Annotated in this window: 13 protein-coding genes; 5 read left to right on the forward strand and 8 right to left on the reverse strand. The window is 71.4% G+C overall.

The features are described from left to right. Positions 1 to 72 precede the first annotated feature (72 nt). From ACGFRF_RS26805 to ACGFRF_RS26825, 5 genes are all read left to right on the forward strand, one after another. Positions 73 to 1,587 (forward strand): DNA/RNA non-specific endonuclease, encoded by a 1,515-nt coding sequence (locus tag ACGFRF_RS26805; protein WP_393744282.1) that lies wholly within the window; start codon positions 73 to 75, stop codon positions 1,585 to 1,587. 83 nt (positions 1,588 to 1,670) lie between these two features. After that, entirely contained in the window at positions 1,671 to 2,219 is a 549-nt protein-coding gene (locus ACGFRF_RS26810) for a hypothetical protein (RefSeq protein ID WP_393744094.1), read from the forward strand. Between the two features lie 111 nt (positions 2,220 to 2,330). Further along, positions 2,331 to 3,065 carry a signal peptidase I gene (gene lepB / locus ACGFRF_RS26815; RefSeq protein WP_393744096.1) on the forward strand — a complete coding sequence of 245 codons (735 nt, stop codon included), beginning with the start codon at positions 2,331 to 2,333 and terminating at the stop codon, positions 3,063 to 3,065. Between the two features lie 454 nt (positions 3,066 to 3,519). Beyond that, complete coding sequence (locus ACGFRF_RS26820; protein WP_393744097.1) at positions 3,520 to 4,380, forward strand: transposase; 861 nt, start codon at positions 3,520 to 3,522, stop codon at positions 4,378 to 4,380. 24 nt (positions 4,381 to 4,404) lie between these two features. Then, complete coding sequence (locus ACGFRF_RS26825) at positions 4,405 to 5,757, forward strand: amidase (RefSeq protein WP_393744099.1); 1,353 nt, start codon at positions 4,405 to 4,407, stop codon at positions 5,755 to 5,757. 6 nt (positions 5,758 to 5,763) lie between these two features. Here the strand turns inward: ACGFRF_RS26825 and ACGFRF_RS26830 are convergent, their stop codons facing one another. The 8 genes from ACGFRF_RS26830 to ACGFRF_RS26865 all read right to left on the reverse strand — a co-directional run bounded on the left by ACGFRF_RS26830 (position 5,764) and on the right by ACGFRF_RS26865 (position 16,783). After that, positions 5,764 to 6,249: a GNAT family N-acetyltransferase gene (locus ACGFRF_RS26830; RefSeq protein ID WP_393744101.1), complete on the reverse strand. Its 486-nt coding sequence runs from the start codon at positions 6,247 to 6,249 to the stop codon at positions 5,764 to 5,766. A gap of 57 nt (positions 6,250 to 6,306) precedes the next feature. Continuing rightward, positions 6,307 to 6,480, reverse strand: a complete 174-nt coding sequence (locus tag ACGFRF_RS26835) for a hypothetical protein (RefSeq protein WP_393744103.1) — start codon at positions 6,478 to 6,480, stop codon at positions 6,307 to 6,309. Between the two features lie 579 nt (positions 6,481 to 7,059). Next, positions 7,060 to 8,589 carry an SDR family NAD(P)-dependent oxidoreductase gene (locus ACGFRF_RS26840; RefSeq protein WP_393744105.1) on the reverse strand — a complete coding sequence of 510 codons (1,530 nt, stop codon included), beginning with the start codon at positions 8,587 to 8,589 and terminating at the stop codon, positions 7,060 to 7,062. A gap of 880 nt (positions 8,590 to 9,469) precedes the next feature. Beyond that, positions 9,470 to 10,801: a wax ester/triacylglycerol synthase family O-acyltransferase gene (locus ACGFRF_RS26845; RefSeq protein ID WP_393744107.1), complete on the reverse strand. Its 1,332-nt coding sequence runs from the start codon at positions 10,799 to 10,801 to the stop codon at positions 9,470 to 9,472. 147 nt (positions 10,802 to 10,948) lie between these two features. Beyond that, positions 10,949 to 13,270: a GH92 family glycosyl hydrolase gene (locus ACGFRF_RS26850; protein WP_393744109.1), complete on the reverse strand. Its 2,322-nt coding sequence runs from the start codon at positions 13,268 to 13,270 to the stop codon at positions 10,949 to 10,951. Between the two features lie 288 nt (positions 13,271 to 13,558). After that, a complete protein-coding gene (glgC, locus tag ACGFRF_RS26855) occupies positions 13,559 to 14,779 on the reverse strand; it encodes a glucose-1-phosphate adenylyltransferase (RefSeq protein ID WP_393744111.1) in 1,221 nt (406 codons plus the stop codon). Positions 14,780 to 14,829: 50 nt separating this feature from the next. After that, positions 14,830 to 15,981: a glycogen synthase gene (glgA, locus tag ACGFRF_RS26860; protein ID WP_393744113.1), complete on the reverse strand. Its 1,152-nt coding sequence runs from the start codon at positions 15,979 to 15,981 to the stop codon at positions 14,830 to 14,832. A 40-nt stretch (positions 15,982 to 16,021) separates the two neighbouring features. Then, entirely contained in the window at positions 16,022 to 16,783 is a 762-nt protein-coding gene (locus ACGFRF_RS26865) for a (2Fe-2S)-binding protein (RefSeq protein ID WP_393744115.1), read from the reverse strand. Positions 16,784 to 16,956: the final 173 nt, after the last annotated feature.

Here is a 16,956-nt window from a genome sequence, read left to right on the forward strand (position 1 = left end):
CGGCGTGTGGACAAACCGGGCGCCGTTTTTGGGTGTTGGGTGAATCTTTCGTGATATGCGAAGTTGCTTGACATGCCGTCAGCCAGATGGTTACAACCTCCGCCGCCGGTGCGTCTGGCCTGTCACGGATGGGGAGTTGGCCGGATTTTCCGGATTGATGTTTATGACGTCAGACAACAAGAAAGGGTTGTGGTGAAACCCAGATTGGGCAGGCTTATCGCGTGCCTTGTGGTGTCCGCGGTGGTGACTACCGCGTTGCCGCAGGCCGCGTATGCGGCGTCTGATTCGGACGACGGTGGCGGAAAGGGGATTGTCGATACCGTCAAGGGCTGGTTCAGCGACGATGACGACGATCACCAGCTCGCCGGGCCGCCGTCCCACGACGAGCTGGACGTGGCCGACCGGCAGAAGCTGCCGAAGGGCAAGAAGGCGCCGAAGGCCCGGCGGGTCAAGGAGCTGAAGGGCCGACGGACCTCGACGGCGCGGTTCTGGCAGCTGTCCGACGGCCGGGTGCAGGCGGAGCTGTCGGCGGTGCCGACGTCGTACCGCTCGGGCTCGGGCAAGAAGGCGGCCTGGAAGCCGATCGACACGGCCGTCCACGCGACGGACGCGAAGGGCTTCGACTTCGCCAACACGACGAATGAGGGCCGGAGCTGGTTCGGCTCGGACGCGGGCCGGCTGGTGCGTTTCCGGTCGCCGGACGGCCGTTCGGTCACTCTCGGCCTTCAGGGCACGCACGGCAGGCTGAAGCCGAAGGTGAAGGGTTCGACGGTCACGTACCGGGACGCGGTGCACGGCGCGGACCTGGAGTACGGGGTCGGCCGTGGCCGGGTGAAGGAGAACATCACCCTCGCCGAGCGCCCCACAGGCCCGCTGAAGTTCACGTTCACGCTGGACACCGACGGGCTCACGCCGAGGGCGCGCAAGGACGGCTCGGTCGCCCTGTACGGCGAGTTGCCGCACACGCCGGTGATGGTGATCCCGGCGCCGTTCATGACGGACGCCAGGAAGGCGGACAGGTCCGTCTTCGGCGAGACCTACAGCACGAAGGTCACGCAGAGGCTGGCCCGGGACGGCACGTCCTGGAAGCTGACGGTGACCCTGGACGCGAAGTGGCTGGCGTCCAAGGACCGCCAGTACCCGGTCGTCATCGACCCGACGATCACGATCGCGCCGTCGCCGACGGACTCGCAGGACACGATGGTCCTGTCGGACCAGGCGTCGACGAACTTCAACACCACGTGGGGGATTTTCGGGAGCCCGACTCCGTTCCCGCCGGACCGCGAGTCGACTCCCCGCGGATTCATCAGTGGCCTGATGCAGCGAGGGCATATTCTGGCGAATCAGCTCGGCGGTACCGGGCTTGACAGAAGGAATCTCCTGCCTCTCTACACGGCGGTCAATAGTCCCCGGATGAGCAGGGTGGAGAAGGTCGTCGCGGACCGGATCGCCAACCACGAGACGATGTACTACGAGGTGACCGCGGGATACACGGGCGACAATCTCGTGCCGGATTCCGTAAACATTTCGTGGTGGAGTATGACGACAGGGGAGAGTGATACGGTGAACCTACCCAACACCCCGTGACCCTCATTCTTTAAGGGTCACGGACGGGGCAGGAGTTCTCGTGCGGAACTCCTGCCCCGCAGGCATATCTGGTAGGAGTGACCATGTGGATCGATCAGCTGATCTCCGCGGTGCGCTGGGAGCCCCTGGGGCTGCCGATGAACTGGGCGCGTGTCGAGGGCGAACTCGGGGTGACCCTGCCGAGCGACTACAAGCGTTTGTGCGAGTCATTCGGCCCCGGCGAGTTCTCGGAGTACCTGGACGTCTTGTGTGTGAATGAAGGGGTGGGTCCCGATATCCTTAAGCAGTGGCGCGCGTGCGTCGAAGTGGCCGCTGACCGGGAGACCCCGGAGAGCCCGCATCCCTTGTTCGCGCCGTACCGGATCTTTGAGCGAGACCGCCCTGCAGGCCTGATTCCATGGGGTGTCACCCAGACGGAATGCGAATTCTATTGGCTGGCGAATTCAGGTGATCCGAACGAATGGCCGGTCATTGCCAGATTCGTGGACTCCGACTGGGATCGTTTCGACATCTCGACCGCGGAGTTCGTCGTGCGAGTCCTGACCGATCAGGAATTCCGCCCGTATTCCGTGGCCGGTGTCTTCCCCGACCCGTACTTCCAGCCGCTGCCTCAGCTTCCGGGGCGTGCGTGAGAGGTATGGACGGCTGCGTGATGACCTCCGGTTGGCCGGCACGGTCCGTCCCGGCAGCCCCGGAGGAATGGAATGAGCCGCATGGGCCGCTGAGTAGAGGAGGGGTTCGCTGTGAGGGACGGGCGGGGGCCGCAGGTGTACGGGTCTGAGCAACCGACCGCCGCGCCGTACGGGTGGCCGCAGCCGCCGGTGGCGCGCCGGGCGGCCAGTCGCGTGCCGTTGGCGGTGGCGCTGGGGGTCGCGGTGGTCGGCGCGGTGCTGGCGGTGGTCAGCATCCTGTTGCCCACGGGCGGGACCGGGGACTACCGGACGATACGAGTGCCGAGCGGGTCGATGGAACCCACGTACCCCGAGGGGAGCGACGTCACGGTGATGCGCATCGACGGTTCGGAGGCCGCGCGTGGGCGCGTGGTGGTGTTCTCCGCCCGGGACTGGGGCGTGGACCAGGTCTTCATGCAGCGGGTGATTGGCGTCGGCGGCGATCATGTCGTCATCAGCGAGACCGGGAGAGTGAGCGTCGACAACAAGACCCTGCGAGAGCCGTATCTCTCCGCGGGCGATCCCGCGTACGGCCCTCCCGTGGAGGTCATCGTGCCTCCCGGGCGGCTCTTCCTCCTCGGCGACCACCGGGTGGCCGCGGTCGACTCACGCGCCCATCTCTCCGAGCACAGCGGAACCATCGCCCGCTCTGCCGTCGTCGGCATGGTGGTGGACCACGCGAGTGTCCCCTCCTCCGGTCGTCCGTGGATGTGGGTAGGCGCGGCGACGGCGGCCGTGGGCCTGGTCGCGGCAGCCGTCGCCGCGACCGTCAGGCGCACGGCACGGGGTTCGCGGATCTCGGCTTGACCACGCCGTGCTGCAGCCGGGCCAGTTCGCTGGCAAGCACGTGAAGCTCCGGGTGGATAGGTTGATCTTGGTCGGCAAACCATCTACCAGGAGCTTCACCTCTTCTCGGACGCCAGCCCCACCAACTTCTCAGCCTCTCAGCCAAGTTGGAAACGGCTCAATGTGCCCCGGTGCCACATGGGGAACAAGCTCGGCGGCGATGGTACCCGTGAGAACCACCTCTTCACCCGTGCACAGAATCCGACGAATTCCGCGAACATGTACCACCAGTTCGAGAAGCGTGTCGCGGCTCTCGTCAAACCTGGCGTGTCGGTCTGTTACAGCGTCAGTCTGCTGTCTCGCGAGGGGCCTAGCACTCCAGTCTGGTTTCGTGATTCTGGGTCGGACCCGCGTGAGAACTGGAACGGCCACCGCGTGATCATCAAGGGTTGTATGGACTCATGACGATCGTGTGGTGGCCGCAGGTCACAGCATAGACGGCGCCCGATGGCGGGCGATGTTCGAGCAGGCCACGGCCTGGATCGCGGTCCGGTTCAGCCGAGTTGAACCCCGGGCGACCGTCCGCGCTTACCTGCTCGGGCTGCTGTCGCGTGTCGAGCGGAAGAACTGCTGGCAGCTGGCCGAACAGGCCGGCCTGACCCGGCCGGGCCCGATGCAGCGGCTGCTGCGCTACGCCCGCTGGGACGCCGACGCCGTCCGCGACGACATCCGCGCCTACGCCGTCGATCACCTCGGCGCCGACAGCGCGGTGCTGATCGTGGACGAGACCGGCTTCGTGAAGAAGGGCCGCGCCGCGGCGGGCGTCCAGCGCCAGTACACCGGCACCGCCGGGCGCATAGCCTGCGCCCACGTGGTGGCCGGAGCACACCGGCCGGGCGCGGGCAACGAAGCGGTGGCCGCCTACCGCCGTGCCCTGGACACCGGCGGCGGGAAAGCCCGGCACCGGGTGGAGGCGGCGGAAGGCCTCGCCAGGTACCGCCCGGTACGGCACGTCGCCAGGCAGGCCCTCCGCACCGTGCTCGGCGATCCCGCCGCCCCGCCGTGGCCCGCATCGAGGCCGCGGAGACCCTCATCGCCCTCCGTGAGGCGGCCGAAGCCCATCTCGGCCTGTTCGGGCTGGCCCGACAGCCCGGTGTCCCGGAGGCGCAGGGGACCCGCATACCGGACCTACTCCCGCCGGATCTGCGCGGCACAGACGGGAGTTGACGCGCCGGCGTCGCCAGGTCCGACGCACGGGCCCCGCCACCGGCCTCTCGACGTGCCGCCCCCGACCGGGCACAGTTCTCCCTGCGCCGTGATGTGTACCAGCGAGTAGCCGATGACTGACCGAGGAGTGCCCGTGGGGAACTGGGCCGGGCGGAGTGCCGCCGGGATCGCCGACGCCGTGCGCGAGAAGCGGGTGACGCCACGGGAGGTGGTGGCCGAGCATCTCGCGCGCATCGAGCGGCTCGACGGACGGATCGAGGCGTTCCGGAAGGTGCGGGCGGAGGCGGCGCTCGCCGAGGCCGACGAGGTGGCCTCCCGTGCCGACCTGGCCGAACTGCCGCTCCCGGGCGTGCCGGTGGCCGTGAAGGACAACCTGGCGGTGCGCGGCGAGTCCCACCGCAACGGCACCGCCGCCGGTCCGGACAGCCCGGCCGCCGAGGACCATGTCACGGTGGCCCGGCTGCGGGCGGCCGGTGCGGTGGTCGTGGGCCTGACGAACGTGCCCGAGTTGTGCGTCTTCGGCACCACGGAGGGTGTGTACGGCATCGCCCGCAATCCGTGGGACCTCTCGCGGACGGCGGGCGGGTCCTCGGGCGGCAGCGCGGCGGCGGTGGCCGCGGGGCTGGTGCCGATCGCGCTCGGCAACGACGGCATGGGCTCGCTGCGCATCCCGGCCGCGAACTGCGGGCTGGTCACGCTCAAGCCGGGGCACGGGGTGGTTCCGGCGGGGATCGGCAACGGCGACTGGTTCGGCATGTCGGAGAACGGTCCGCTGACCACCACGGTCGAGGACCTGCGGCTGATGTTCGAGGTCCTCGCGGGCACCGGTCTCGCCCGGCCGGAGGAGCCGGCACGCAGGACGATCGCCGTCGGCGTACGCAGCCCGCTGGCCGGGGTGAGCGTGAGCAGGCCGTATACGACCGCGGTCCGGCAGGCGGCCGGGCTGCTGGCCCGGGCCGGGCACCGCGTGCGGCGGGCCGAGCCGCCGTACCCCCTCGACCTGGGGGTGACCTCGTTGCGGCACTGGACGGCCGGGACCGCGGTGGACGCCGAGGGTCTGGATCCGGCGCGGCTGGCCCGGCGGACCCGGGTGCACGCGGCGGTGGGCCGGCGCTTCGTCCGTGCGGTCGGCACCGGCGACAGTCGCGAGCGCCTGCGCGACCGGCTGACGCCCTTCTTCGCCGAGCACGACGTCCTGCTCACCCCGGCGCTGGCCCGCCGCTCCCCCAAGGCCGGCCCGTGGCACGAGCGTGGCTGGCTGCGCAACGTCCTCGCCAACACCGCCTACTCGCCGTTCACCCCGCCGTGGAACCTGACCGGCTGGCCCGCGATGTCCGTCCCGTTCGGCAGCCTGCCCTCGGGCGCCCCCTGCGCCGTACAGCTCGTGGGCCGCCCCGGCACGGAGCCCGTCCTGCTGGATCTGGCGGAGGAACTGGAGCGGCTGCGCCCGTGGCAGCGGACGGCACCGGTGGTGGATCAGCGGTAGCGGGGTCTAGTCCAGCGCCCGGTACATGATGTGCAGCCCCACCCTGCCGTGCCGCGGGTGCTCGTACGCCTCCGGGACCGTGCCCAGGACGGTGAAGCCGAGGGACGTCCACAGGCCCACGGCCGGGTTCGTCTCGACCACGGCGTTGAAGACCATCGCGCGGTATCCGTGGGCCTTGGCCTCGGCGAGGATGTGCTCGGCGAGCGCGCGGCCGACGCCGCGGCCGGTGTGGTCCGGGTCGACCATGAAGCCGGCGTTGGCCACGCGGGCGGCGGGTCCGCCGTAGTTGGGGGTGAGGTACGCGGAGCCGACCACGGTTCCGGCGGGGTCCTCGGCGACGTAGACGCGCTTGGCGGGGTCCATCCAGAGCGCGCGGGCCGATTCCTCGGTCGTCTCCGGGTCCCAGGCGTAGGTCTCGCCGGCGGCGACGATCCGGTGCCAGAAAGGCCAGATCCGCGGCCAGTCGTCGGCCGCGGCTTCTCTGATCAGCATGGGCGCGAGTCTGCCACGCCCATGCCATCGGCGATCGCGACGGGTCCGGCCCCGGCGTCAGTCCACGCTGGGCAGGATGTGGGGTTCGGCGAGGTCGTCCTCGTAGCCCGCGAGGCGGATGGGGGCGGACCGGGCCCACACCTCGAGACTGCCGAGTTCTCCGGCACGGCGGCCCGGGCGCTCCGTGCGTTCCTTGGGGCGCTTTTCGCGATTCGTCTTCTCCGGTGTCACCGCGCACTCCTTATGTGTCGGGTCACCCTCGGGGCATACCGGACAGTCTGCGCTCCGGCACTCGTCGCCCGCTCGGGTCTGGATGGAAGGCCAGTTCGGACGCGGTGGCGCCGGTACCTCGTGTCGAGCAGGCCGTTGTCGACCGGCCCGCCCCGGGACGGACGGTGGGTGTGGGTGGGACCCCGTACTGCTGTCCGTCCCCCTTAGATTAACCAAATGAGCGGACGTCCGCTCGATAGGGAATGCAAACAAGCTGTAACTCATGCGCGTCGCCCGGCATCTCAATGCCCCCCAATATGCGGCTATTTGTAACAACGCGCATCACCTGCGCAACAAGGTGAATCACCCACTCGGCCTACACGACCGAACGCTTCTTCGATCCCGGACCAGGGGTTTCGGTGCGTCGGGGCGCGGCGCGGTCCACGTGCCGTGTGCGCAGCGGTCCCGGAACCGGTGGTGGCCCGCAACTCACGGCACCGCGTGCCGGATTGGCGGCCGCCCGGCGGGCCACCGGTTCCCGCCCCGCCGCCCGGCGGCTCACGCCCTGCCGCCCGGCGACTCGCGCCCCGCCTTCCGCGTTCACCACTTGCCGGGTGCGTAGTCCTTCAGGAAGACGCCGTACAGGTCCTCGCCCGCCTCGCCGCGCACGACCGGGTCGTACACGCGGGCGGCGCCGTCGACCAGGTCGAGGGGCGCGTGGAAGCCCTCGTCGGCGAGGCGCAGCTTGTCGTAGTGGGGGCGCTCGTCGGTGATCCAGCCGGTGTCGACCGAGGTCATGAGGATGCCGTCGGTCTGGAACATCTCCTGGGCGCTGGTCCGCGTCACCATGTTCATCGCGGCCTTGGCGGCATTGGTGTTCGGGTGGCCCGCGCCCTTGTAGCCGCGGCCGAAGACGCCTTCCATGGCCGAGACGTTCACGACGTACGCCCGTCCACTCGGCGCCTTCCTGGCGGCATCGGCCATGACCGGGCGGAGCTTGCTGATCAGGATGAACGGCGCCGTGTAGTTGCACAGCTGGGTCTCGAGCAGCTCCACCGGGGAGATCTGCTCGATCGTCTGCACCCAGGTGTTGGTCTCCACGACGTCGGGGACCAGGCCGCCCGCGTCGATGGCGGTGCCGTCGAGGTGCCGGGCGACGCTGGCGTTGCCCGCGACCAGGGCGAGGTCGGCGACCTTCTGTGCGTCGAGGCCACTGGTGCCGAGGGGCAGCGCGGCCAGACCGTCGACCGCGCCGGAATTGAAGGCGCCGATGACGTGGTGGGCGGGAAGCTCCCCGGCCGGCAGCGGGGCGCTCTCGCCCTCGACCAGGGCGGCGTAGGCGGAGGGCAGGCGGCGCACGGTCTGCGTGGCGTTGTTGATCAGGATGTCCAGCGGGCCCGCCTCGGCGACCTGATCGGCCAGCGCGACGGCCTGGGCCGGGTCGCGCAGGTCGATGCCGACGACCTCCAGGCGGTGCATCCAGTCCGCCGAGTCGTCCATCGCCTTGAAACGGCGGATGGCGTCCTTGGGGAACCGCGTCGTGACGGTCGTGTGCGCACCGTCGCGCAACAGCCGCAGCGCGATGTACATGCCAATCTTGGCGCGGCCGCCGGTGAGCAGGGCGCGCTTGCCGGTGAGGTCGGCGCGGGCGTCGCGCTTCTCCCGGTTGACGCGGGCGCAGTCCGGACAGAGCTGGTGGTAGAAGTAGTCGACTTCCACGTACCGGGTCTTGCAGGTGTAGCAGGAGCGCGGACGCTGGAGTATGCCCGCGATCCTGCCCTCCTCGACCTTCGAGGAGGGCAGGATGCCCTCGGTCTCGTCGTCGATGCGCTCGGCGGAGCCGGTGGCCGTCGCCTCCGTGACGGCCCGGTCGTGCGCGGTCTTGGCGGCCCGGCGCTCCTGGCGGCGGCGCTGCTTGACCGTCCGGTAAATCTGCGAGGTGGCCCGGCGCACCTTGATCGCGTCGGGGTGGTCGACGTCGAGCCGGTCCAGTTCCTCCAGCACGCTCAGGCAGACGGCCAGCCGCTCCGGGTCGATACCGGGTCCGTAGACCACCTCGTCCATGGAGGCGTCCGTGGGGACATCCATGGGGGTCTCCATGGACGTCGACCCGTCCTCTGTCACCGTCATCGCGCTGCCGCTTCCCTGATCACCCGCGCAGCGCTCCGACTCGCGCCCGCTTTCGAACGGGGAATTCTACGGAGCGGCGGCCCCTACGACCAAACCCGCCCGCTTCGCACCCCGAAACCCCCACCACCCGGCCGACAGCCGAACAAACCCGCCCCGACAGCCGCCACCCTCACCGCAAGCCCCGCTCGGCCCGAGAGCCAGCCCCACCCCCGCCGAAAGTCCCGCCCGCCCGACAGCCAGCCCCACCGAGGCGCCAGGGTGTGACGGGTTGCGGAGGCGTCGGGTGGGGGTGTGACGGGCCGCGGAGGCGTCGGGCTAGCGGCGTGGCGGGCCCCCAGGGATTCGGCGGTGGGGCGCCCGATGCCGGGCCGGGCGGGGCCGCTGCTCGGCGGGTGGGGGTTGCGCTGCCGCGGCGGGCGGGGTCGCGTCGCTGGGCCGGGTGAGGGTGCGCGCAACCGGAGGCCGGGCGGGGTAGCGCTGCCGGACGTGCGGGTGCTCGCGGTGAGGCTGGGCGAGGGTGCGGGGCGAGGGCTGGCCGACGTGCCGTGTCGGGACTTGTGGTGAGGGTGCGCGGGGCTGGCTGTCGGGTGGGCGGGACTTTCCGCAGCCGTCACACCCCACCGCCCACGCTCCGTAGCCCGTCACACCCACCCCCGGCACCTCGCCAGGCACCTCCGTGCCCGGCCTCCTCCGCAGCCGCCGACGATGGAGACGCCCCACGGGGGCCACCCGCGCCCGGCGACGAAAGCCGCACGGGTGGTGCGGTGGGAACCCGGTACCGGCCGAAGGCCGGCGGTGCAGGGGAACCCGGCACCCGCCGAAAGCCGGGGATGCCGATGGGGAACCCGGCACCCGCCGGAGGCCGGAGGCCGGGGCGTGCTCAGGGTTCGCAGACGGCCAGCAGTGTCTCCACCTCGTCCGACACCGCCCGAGCGAACACATCCAGGTCAGGCACGGCCTGCGCGTCGGCGACCAGCCCGTAGTGCACGCCCCCGCGATACGTCGAGATCGCGACCGCCAGCGCCTGGCCCGGCGCCAGCGGGGCCAGCGGATACACCTCCCTCAGCTCATGGCCGCCCAGCCGCAGCCCGAGCCCCGGCAGCGGCACGCTGGTGACCAGGATGTCGAACCACAGCCGGGCGGCCTGGCCGACGAGCGGCCCGCCGAGCCGGTGGCCGAGCGCCGGCACGTGATCGGCGAGCAGCGCCACCGCGCCGGCGCCCCGGTTGGGGCCCGCGTCCTTGTTGCGGACCATCGCGGTGCGCACGGTGGCGAGCCGGCCGAGCGGGTCGGGCTCGTGGACCGGAAGCGGTATCAAGTACCCGGAGAGCCGGTTGCCCTGTGGCTGGGCGGTGCGCGGACGGCGCCGGGAGACGGGGATGAGGGCGCGGGGCGCCACGCCCGCGCTGCCGTCGCCCCGTTCGTCCAGCCAGCGGCGCAGGGCACCGGCGACCACGGCGATGAGCACGTCGTTGACGGTGCCGCCGACGCTCTTGCGCACCCGGTGCACATCGTCGATGTCGACAACGACCCCGGCGGTGCGGCGGGTGCCGCTGGGCGCGGAGGTCAGCGCGGAGGACGGGCGCATGCCGAGCGTGGAGCGGGCGAGCGAGGCACCGATGTCCAGGGCCCGGCCCACGTCGGACAGCGCGCCCTTGACCAGGTCCGGGACGAGGCCGGGCAGCTTGCGCACGTCCGGCAGCAGGCCGCGGGGCGGCTCGACGGGGCGGGGCGCGCGCTCGGGCAGGTCCACCGGGTCCAGGACGCCGGCGGCGAGCTTGAGGGCGCGCAGCCCGTCGGCGAGGGCGTGGTGGAACTTGAACAGCACCGCGAAGGACACCCCGTCCTCCCCGGGCAGCACGTGCGCCTCCCACGGCGGCCGGCCGCGCTCCAGCGGGCGTTCCATCAGCCGGCCGGCGACCGCGTGGAAGTCGGAGGTCGGTGCGTGCAGCCGTACGTGGTCGAGCGGATCGAAGTCCGGGTCGGTCTCGCGTGCCGCGCCGCCGAAGGCGAGCGGCTGCCAGACGTCGCGGATGCGCATGCGCAGGCCCGGTACGGCGGCGGCGCGGGCGGCGAGCAGGTCGGCGGCGTGGGCGCCGGCCGTGGGCGAATGCGCGCCGAAGACACCGAGCGCTCCGAGGTGCATCGGATGCCGGTCGGACTCCATGTTCCAGAAGGCCAGGTCGAGGGGAGCGAGTAGATCGGAAGTCACGGGCTTGCCTCGCGCGTCGACGGACGGGGGGATCTGCAGTCAATCTCCGCGAGCCGATTACGGTCAAGTACGATCAGGCTACGCACAGTTAACAGCAGATTAAGCCCCGCCCCTCTGAAAGGGGCGGGACCCAGGTGACAGGCGAGGTCACCTCAGGACCGGTTGCGCGGCACCGGGTGCCGTGCCCCACTCAGACGGGCGCGGGCCGACCGTGAACGTGAGCGCGCGCAGGGAGCGCAGCCCTCCGGTCGTCAGATAGGTCCGCCCGTGCGGCCGCCCGTCGGTGCGGACGGCCTGGATGTACCGGTCGGCGGCGGAGGTGCCGGGCGCACTGATCGTCAGCCCGCCGCTCGGCCAGTACCGGCGGTCCAGCCTGAGGTGGACGCGGTCGAAGACCGGGGTGGACAGGCCCCAGGTGTCGTAGCCCGGCTGGATCGGGAAGATCCCGATGGACGACAGGACGTTCCAGGCGGACATCGTGCCGAGGTCGTCGTTGCCGGTCATGCCGGTGGGGCTGTCGGTGAACAGGGTCAGCGCCGCGTGCACCACGTCCGTGGTCTTCCAGGGCTGGCCGGTGGCCAGGTAGGTGTAGGGCGCGATCAGGTCGGGCTCGTTCATCGGGTTGTACTTGTCGGCGTTGTAGTAGTCGTACGCGTCCCCGTGCACCCACACCTCGCGGGCGGTCTTCTCGGGGTCGGCGAGCAGCCGGTCGTAGGCGAAGAAGGAGTCCAGCCGGTCGTTGGCCGCGCGCTTGCCGCCGATCAGGCCGACCATGCCGGGCAGGTCCTGCGGGACGAGCCACTGGTACTGCCAGGCGCTGCCCTCGTGGAAGCCGGGGCTGCGGGCCGGGTCGGCCGTGCCGGTGAAGGCGCCGGAGGCGTCGCGGGCGCGGAAGAAGCCGGTGGCGGGATCGAAGATGTTGCGGTAGTGGCGCGACCGGGCGGCGTAGCGGGCGGCGTCCTCCTCGTGGCCGAGACCGCGCGCCATCTGGGCGAGCATGGCGTCGGCGAGCGCGTACTCCAAGGTGACGGAGGCGCCGTGGTGGTAGTCGGAGTCGCCCATCTTGGCCAGCGGCCGGCCCTTGACGTAGGGCGCGAAACCGCCCGCGATGTATTCGGCGTTGGCCTCCCGGCCGATGCCCGGGTACTCGGCGGGCGGCACGCCGTCGGCGTTCTTCTTCAGCGCGCGGTACGTCCGCTCCTCGAACCCCTTGAGCAGGCCCATGTGGTACGCGGTGGTCAGGAACGGGGTGACCGGGTCGCCGCTCATGACGTTCGTCTCGACCGGGCCGTAGCCCCACTTGGGCAGCCAGCCGCCGTCCTCGTCGATGGCGAGCACCGACCGGGCCATGTCCCGCGCCTCGCGCGGGGCGAGCAGGGCGAGGAGCTGGGCCTGGGTGCGGTAGGTGTCCCACAGCGACCAGTTCTGGTAGTACGTGAAGCCCCGGGCTCGGTGGGTACGGCGGTCCCAGCCGGTGTAGCGGCCGTCGGCGTCGCTGCCGATGTTGGGCGCGAGGAACGACCGGTACAGCGAGGAGTAGAACGTACGGCGGAGCGGGGACGTGCCGCCCTGGACACGGACGCCGTCGAGCCGGCGCTCCCACTCCTCGCGCGCGCGGTGGCGCACGGCGTCGAAGGGCCGGCCGCCCTCGGCGCGCAGGTTGGTCGCGGCACCGCGCGCGTCCACGTACGACAGGGCGGTGGTCGCCTCGACGGTACGGTCCTCGGTGGTGTCGAAACGGACGTAGGCGCCGCCGCGTCCGCTCCGGGCGCCCGGGGTGACGGCCTGGCCGTCCCAGGTGCCGTACGCGGTGAAGGGCCGGCTGAAGCGGGTGATCGTGTAGACCGTGTAGGGGCCGGTGTCCCGGCAGAAGCCGCGGCCGGTGATCTCGGTGCGCACGGTGCGGTCGTCGAGGATCTCCACGGCGCTGCCGACCGCCTTGTGCAGCGACTGGGCCGCGTTCAACAGGAGGTTGGCCTTGTCGGTGGCCGGGAAGGTGTAGCGCTGCACGCCGGTGCGCTCGGTCGCGGTCAGCTCGGCGCGGATGCCGGAGGCGAGGCCGACACGGTAGTAGCCGGGGCTCGCCTCCTCGTCGTCGTGCGAGAAGCCTGCCGCGTACTGGGCGTAGTCCGTCTGCGTGACGTCGCCCGTGGTGGGCAGCACGGGCAGGTCGCCGCCGATGCGGCAGCCGACGCCCGAGAGGTGGACCAGCGAGAAGCCACGGATACGGTTCTGCGTGTAGTCGTAGCCGGTGTTGTGCCCGGTGTCCGGGGAGAGCTGCACCATGCCGAAGGGCACGGCCGCGCCGGGGAAGGTGTTGCCCTCGTTCTGGCTCCCGATGAAGGGGTTGACCAGGTCGGTGAGGTGGCCGTCGGTCCGCTCGGCGGCCCGTGCGGCGGGGGTGGCGATCAGCGTGGACGCTGCCATCACCCCGGCCAGGCACAGCCGCGTGCGCCGGGTCCCTCTCATGTCGGATGACCTCCGCAGGTTCGACATCGTTGCCTGCATCCTGAAGGGCGAACGACGCAAACCCGGGCATCCTGAGAGGATTTCGCAGAACGCGTCGCGGGGAGGCGACGACGGCTGAGCGGTGACGGGAGGTCAGCGGGGCGGCCCGAACCCCTCGTGGCTGCGGGCGAACCCGGTGCCGGTGCACAAACGGTGGGCGTCCTGGCGGCTCGGGTCGCTGGTGACATGGCGTCGGCCCCGACCCGGCCGGTCCGGCGCGCCGCGCCCCTCCGGTCACGGACGCGGCCCCTACGGCACCCGCTGCCCCTTGCCCAGCGCGATGACCCCGCCCTCGGAGACGGTGTACAGCTCGGCGTCCCGCTCCGGGTTGACGCCGATCGTCGCGCCGGGCGGGACCTCGACGTTCTTGTCCAGGACCGCACCGCGGACCACCGCGCCCCGGCCGATGCGGACGTTGTCGTGCAGCACCGAACCCTGCACGACCGCGCCCGGGTCGACGCGTACGCCCGGGGACAGCACGGACCGGGTGACCTGCCCGCGGATCAGGCAGCCCGCGCTGATGATGGACTCGCTCGCGATGCCGCCCGCGTTGAACCGGGCCGGCGAGAGCTGGCCCGAGTGGGTGTAGATGGGCCACTGCCGGTTGTAGAGGTTGAAGGCGGGGCGCTCGGCGATCAGGTCCATGTGCGCCTCGTAGTAGGCGTCCAGGGTGCCGACGTCGCGCCAGTATCCCTGGTCGCGGGCGGTCTCACCCGGCACATGGTTGTCGCTGAAGTCGTACAGCTGCGCCTCGCCCCGTGCGGTGAGCTGGGGCAGGATCGAACCGCCCATGTCGTGCACGGACTGCCCGTCCTCGGCGTCCCGGTGCAGCGCCTCGATGAGGGCCTTCGTGGTGAAGATGTAGTTGCCCATCGACGCGAACACGCACTCGGGATCGTCGGCCAGACCGGGCGGGTCGGCCGGCTTCTCCAGGAAGCGCTCGACAGCGCGGCCGTCCGAGCCCGGCGTGATCACACCGAAGGCGGAGGACTCCGAGCGGGGCACCCGGATGCCGGCCACCGTCACGCCCGCGCCGCCCTCGATGTGCTGCCGGAGCATCTGCCGCGGGTCCATGCGGTAGACGTGGTCGGCGCCGAACACGGCCACGTACTCGGGCTGTTCGTCGTGGACCAGGTTCAGCGACTGCAGGATCGCGTCGGCGCTGCCCAGGTACCAGCGCGGGCCGAGGCGCTGCTGGGCCGGGACCGGGGTGACGTAGTTGCCGAGCAGGCTGGACATCCGCCAGGTGGTGGTGATGTGCCGGTCCAGCGAGTGCGACTTGTACTGGGTCAGCACACAGATGCGCAGGACGTCGGCGTTGACGAGGTTGGAGAGGACGAAGTCGACGAGGCGGTACGTTCCGCCGAAGGTGACCGCTGGTTTCGCGCGGTCGGCGGTCAGCGGCATCAGGCGCTTGCCCTCCCCGCCCGCCAGTACGATCCCGAGAACCGAAGGCCCACCACGACGCATCGCCGCTCCCCTCACCCTGGATGAACCATGGATGCCCCGAGCGGGCCGGACTAAGCCTGCTTGAGGATCTCCTCGTACAGCCCGGCCGTGCGCCGGGCCACCGCGTCCCAGCCGAACTCGCCGACCGCCCGCTCCCGTCCGGCCTGCCCCATCCGCCGGGCGGCGTCCGGATCACCGAGGACGGTGTCCAGCGCCCTGGCGAGGCCCGCCTCGAAGTCGTCGTCCACGTCGACCAGCAGGCCGGTACGGCCGTCGTCCACGACCTCGGGGATCCCGCCGACCCGGGAGGCCACGACCGGGGTGCCGCAGGCCATCGCCTCCAGGTTGACGATGCCGAGCGGTTCGTACACCGACGGGCAGACGAACACGGTGGCCCGCGTGAGGAGTTGGATCACCTCGGGGCGCGGCAGCATCTGCGAGATCCAGAACACGCCCTCGCGGACCCGGCTCAGCTCCTCGTACAGCTCGCGGAACTCGCGGTCGATCTCGGGGGTGTCCGGCGCGCCGGCGCACAGGACCACCTGCGCGCCCGGCTCGATCTCCCGGACGGCACGCAGCAGATGGGGCACGCCCTTCTGCCGGGTGATCCGGCCGACGAACAGGACGTACGGACGCGCGGGGTCGATGCCGTGCCGGGTGAGGGCGTCGGTGCCGTGGTCGGGCCGGTACAGGTGCGTGTCGATGCCGTTGTGGACGACGTGGACCCGGGCCGGGTCGAGGGCCGGGTAGCAGGCGAGGATGTCCTCGCGCATGGCCCCGGAGACGGCGATCACCGCGTCGGCGGCCTCGATCGCGGTACGCTCGGCCCAGCCGGACAGCGCGTACCCGCCGCCGAGTTGCTCCGCCTTCCAGGGGCGCAGCGGCTCCAGCGAGTGAGCGGTGACCACGTGCGGGATGCCGTACATCAGTTTGGCGAAGTGGCCCGCGAGGTTCGCGTACCAGGTGTGGGAGTGGACGAGTTCACGGCCCTCGAGGGCGGCGGCGATGGACAGGTCCACGGAGAAGGTGCGCAGCGCGTCGTTGGAGCCGTCGAGGACGGACCAGGGGCGGTGGCGTACGACGCCCACGCCGCGGCCCTCGCCCCAGCAGTGCACCTCCAGGTCCACCAGGGAGCCCAACTCCCGTGCCAGGAACTCCACATGGACACCGGCGCCGCCGTACACATCCGGGGGGTACTCCCGGGTCAGCAGTCCCACTCGCACCCGACAACCCCCTGATCTCGGCGGCAGGTTCCCCTCATGGTCACCCAGATGCGGCGCGCGGGGAAGAGCGCGGCGGCCGGGTGAAGCAGCAGTCGCCGCAGACTCCGCCGCCGGGCACCCGGTAGTACAGGCAGCAGCTGCGGCGGCGGAAGGCCGTGCCGGTGCGGGTGCCGGTGGTGCGCAGGAGGGGGTGGGCGAAGAGGTCGTCGGTGAGGGTGCGGGCCCGGTCCGCCACATCGGTACGGCCGTGGGCGCGGGCCCAGCGGTCCAGTTCGCGGGCCGCGCCGGCGAGCGCCGAACCGGCATTGCCCCACAGCAGGCCCGCCGCGAGGCCGTAGCGCGTCCTCAGCGCTGCCCCCAGGGGTTCCAGATGCGCGAGCAGCACGGTATCGGCGAGGGTGGCCGCGTCGCCGGGCAGCGGGTGCGGCTCGGTGAGCCACAGGTCGTCGGGGGCGGACGCGAGAGGGTCCCAGCGCAGCAGGCGTGCGTCGAGGTCCGGCAGCCGGCCGTACAGGACGGCACAGCCGAGGGCCACCGACCACAGCCGGGCGGCCAGCCCCTGCTGCGCGACGGAGGCGGAGACCCGCGGCTCAGGGGTACGCAGCCGGTCCGCGACCGTGGCGACCCGCAACGACAGCGCGTTGCGGTGAACGTCCGAGGTCCCCTGTCCGTAGGTCTCAGCGAGGGTCGGCAGCCCTGCGGGTTCCGGCCCGCCGGCCGCTCCGGCCGGGGTCGGGAGCGTGCGCAGGACGAAGAAGCCGCCGAGCGGGCGGAGCGCGGCGAGATCGGGGTCGAGGTCCACGACAGGCACTAGTACCAGGCCGGACAGGAGGCCGGGACACGGGGTCGGCACGCAACGTCACCCCTCCAGGGGATGATCGCGCCGCTGGTGTACTCCATCGGCAGTAGGACGCATTGCGTGCTCAGGTACGACGACGGGAAGCCCCGGGGCGGGCAGAGTGTTGCCCATGGAAG

It is taken from the genome of Streptomyces sp. NPDC048521 (assembly GCF_043199855.1).
Lineage (GTDB): Bacteria > Actinomycetota > Actinomycetes > Streptomycetales > Streptomycetaceae > Streptomyces.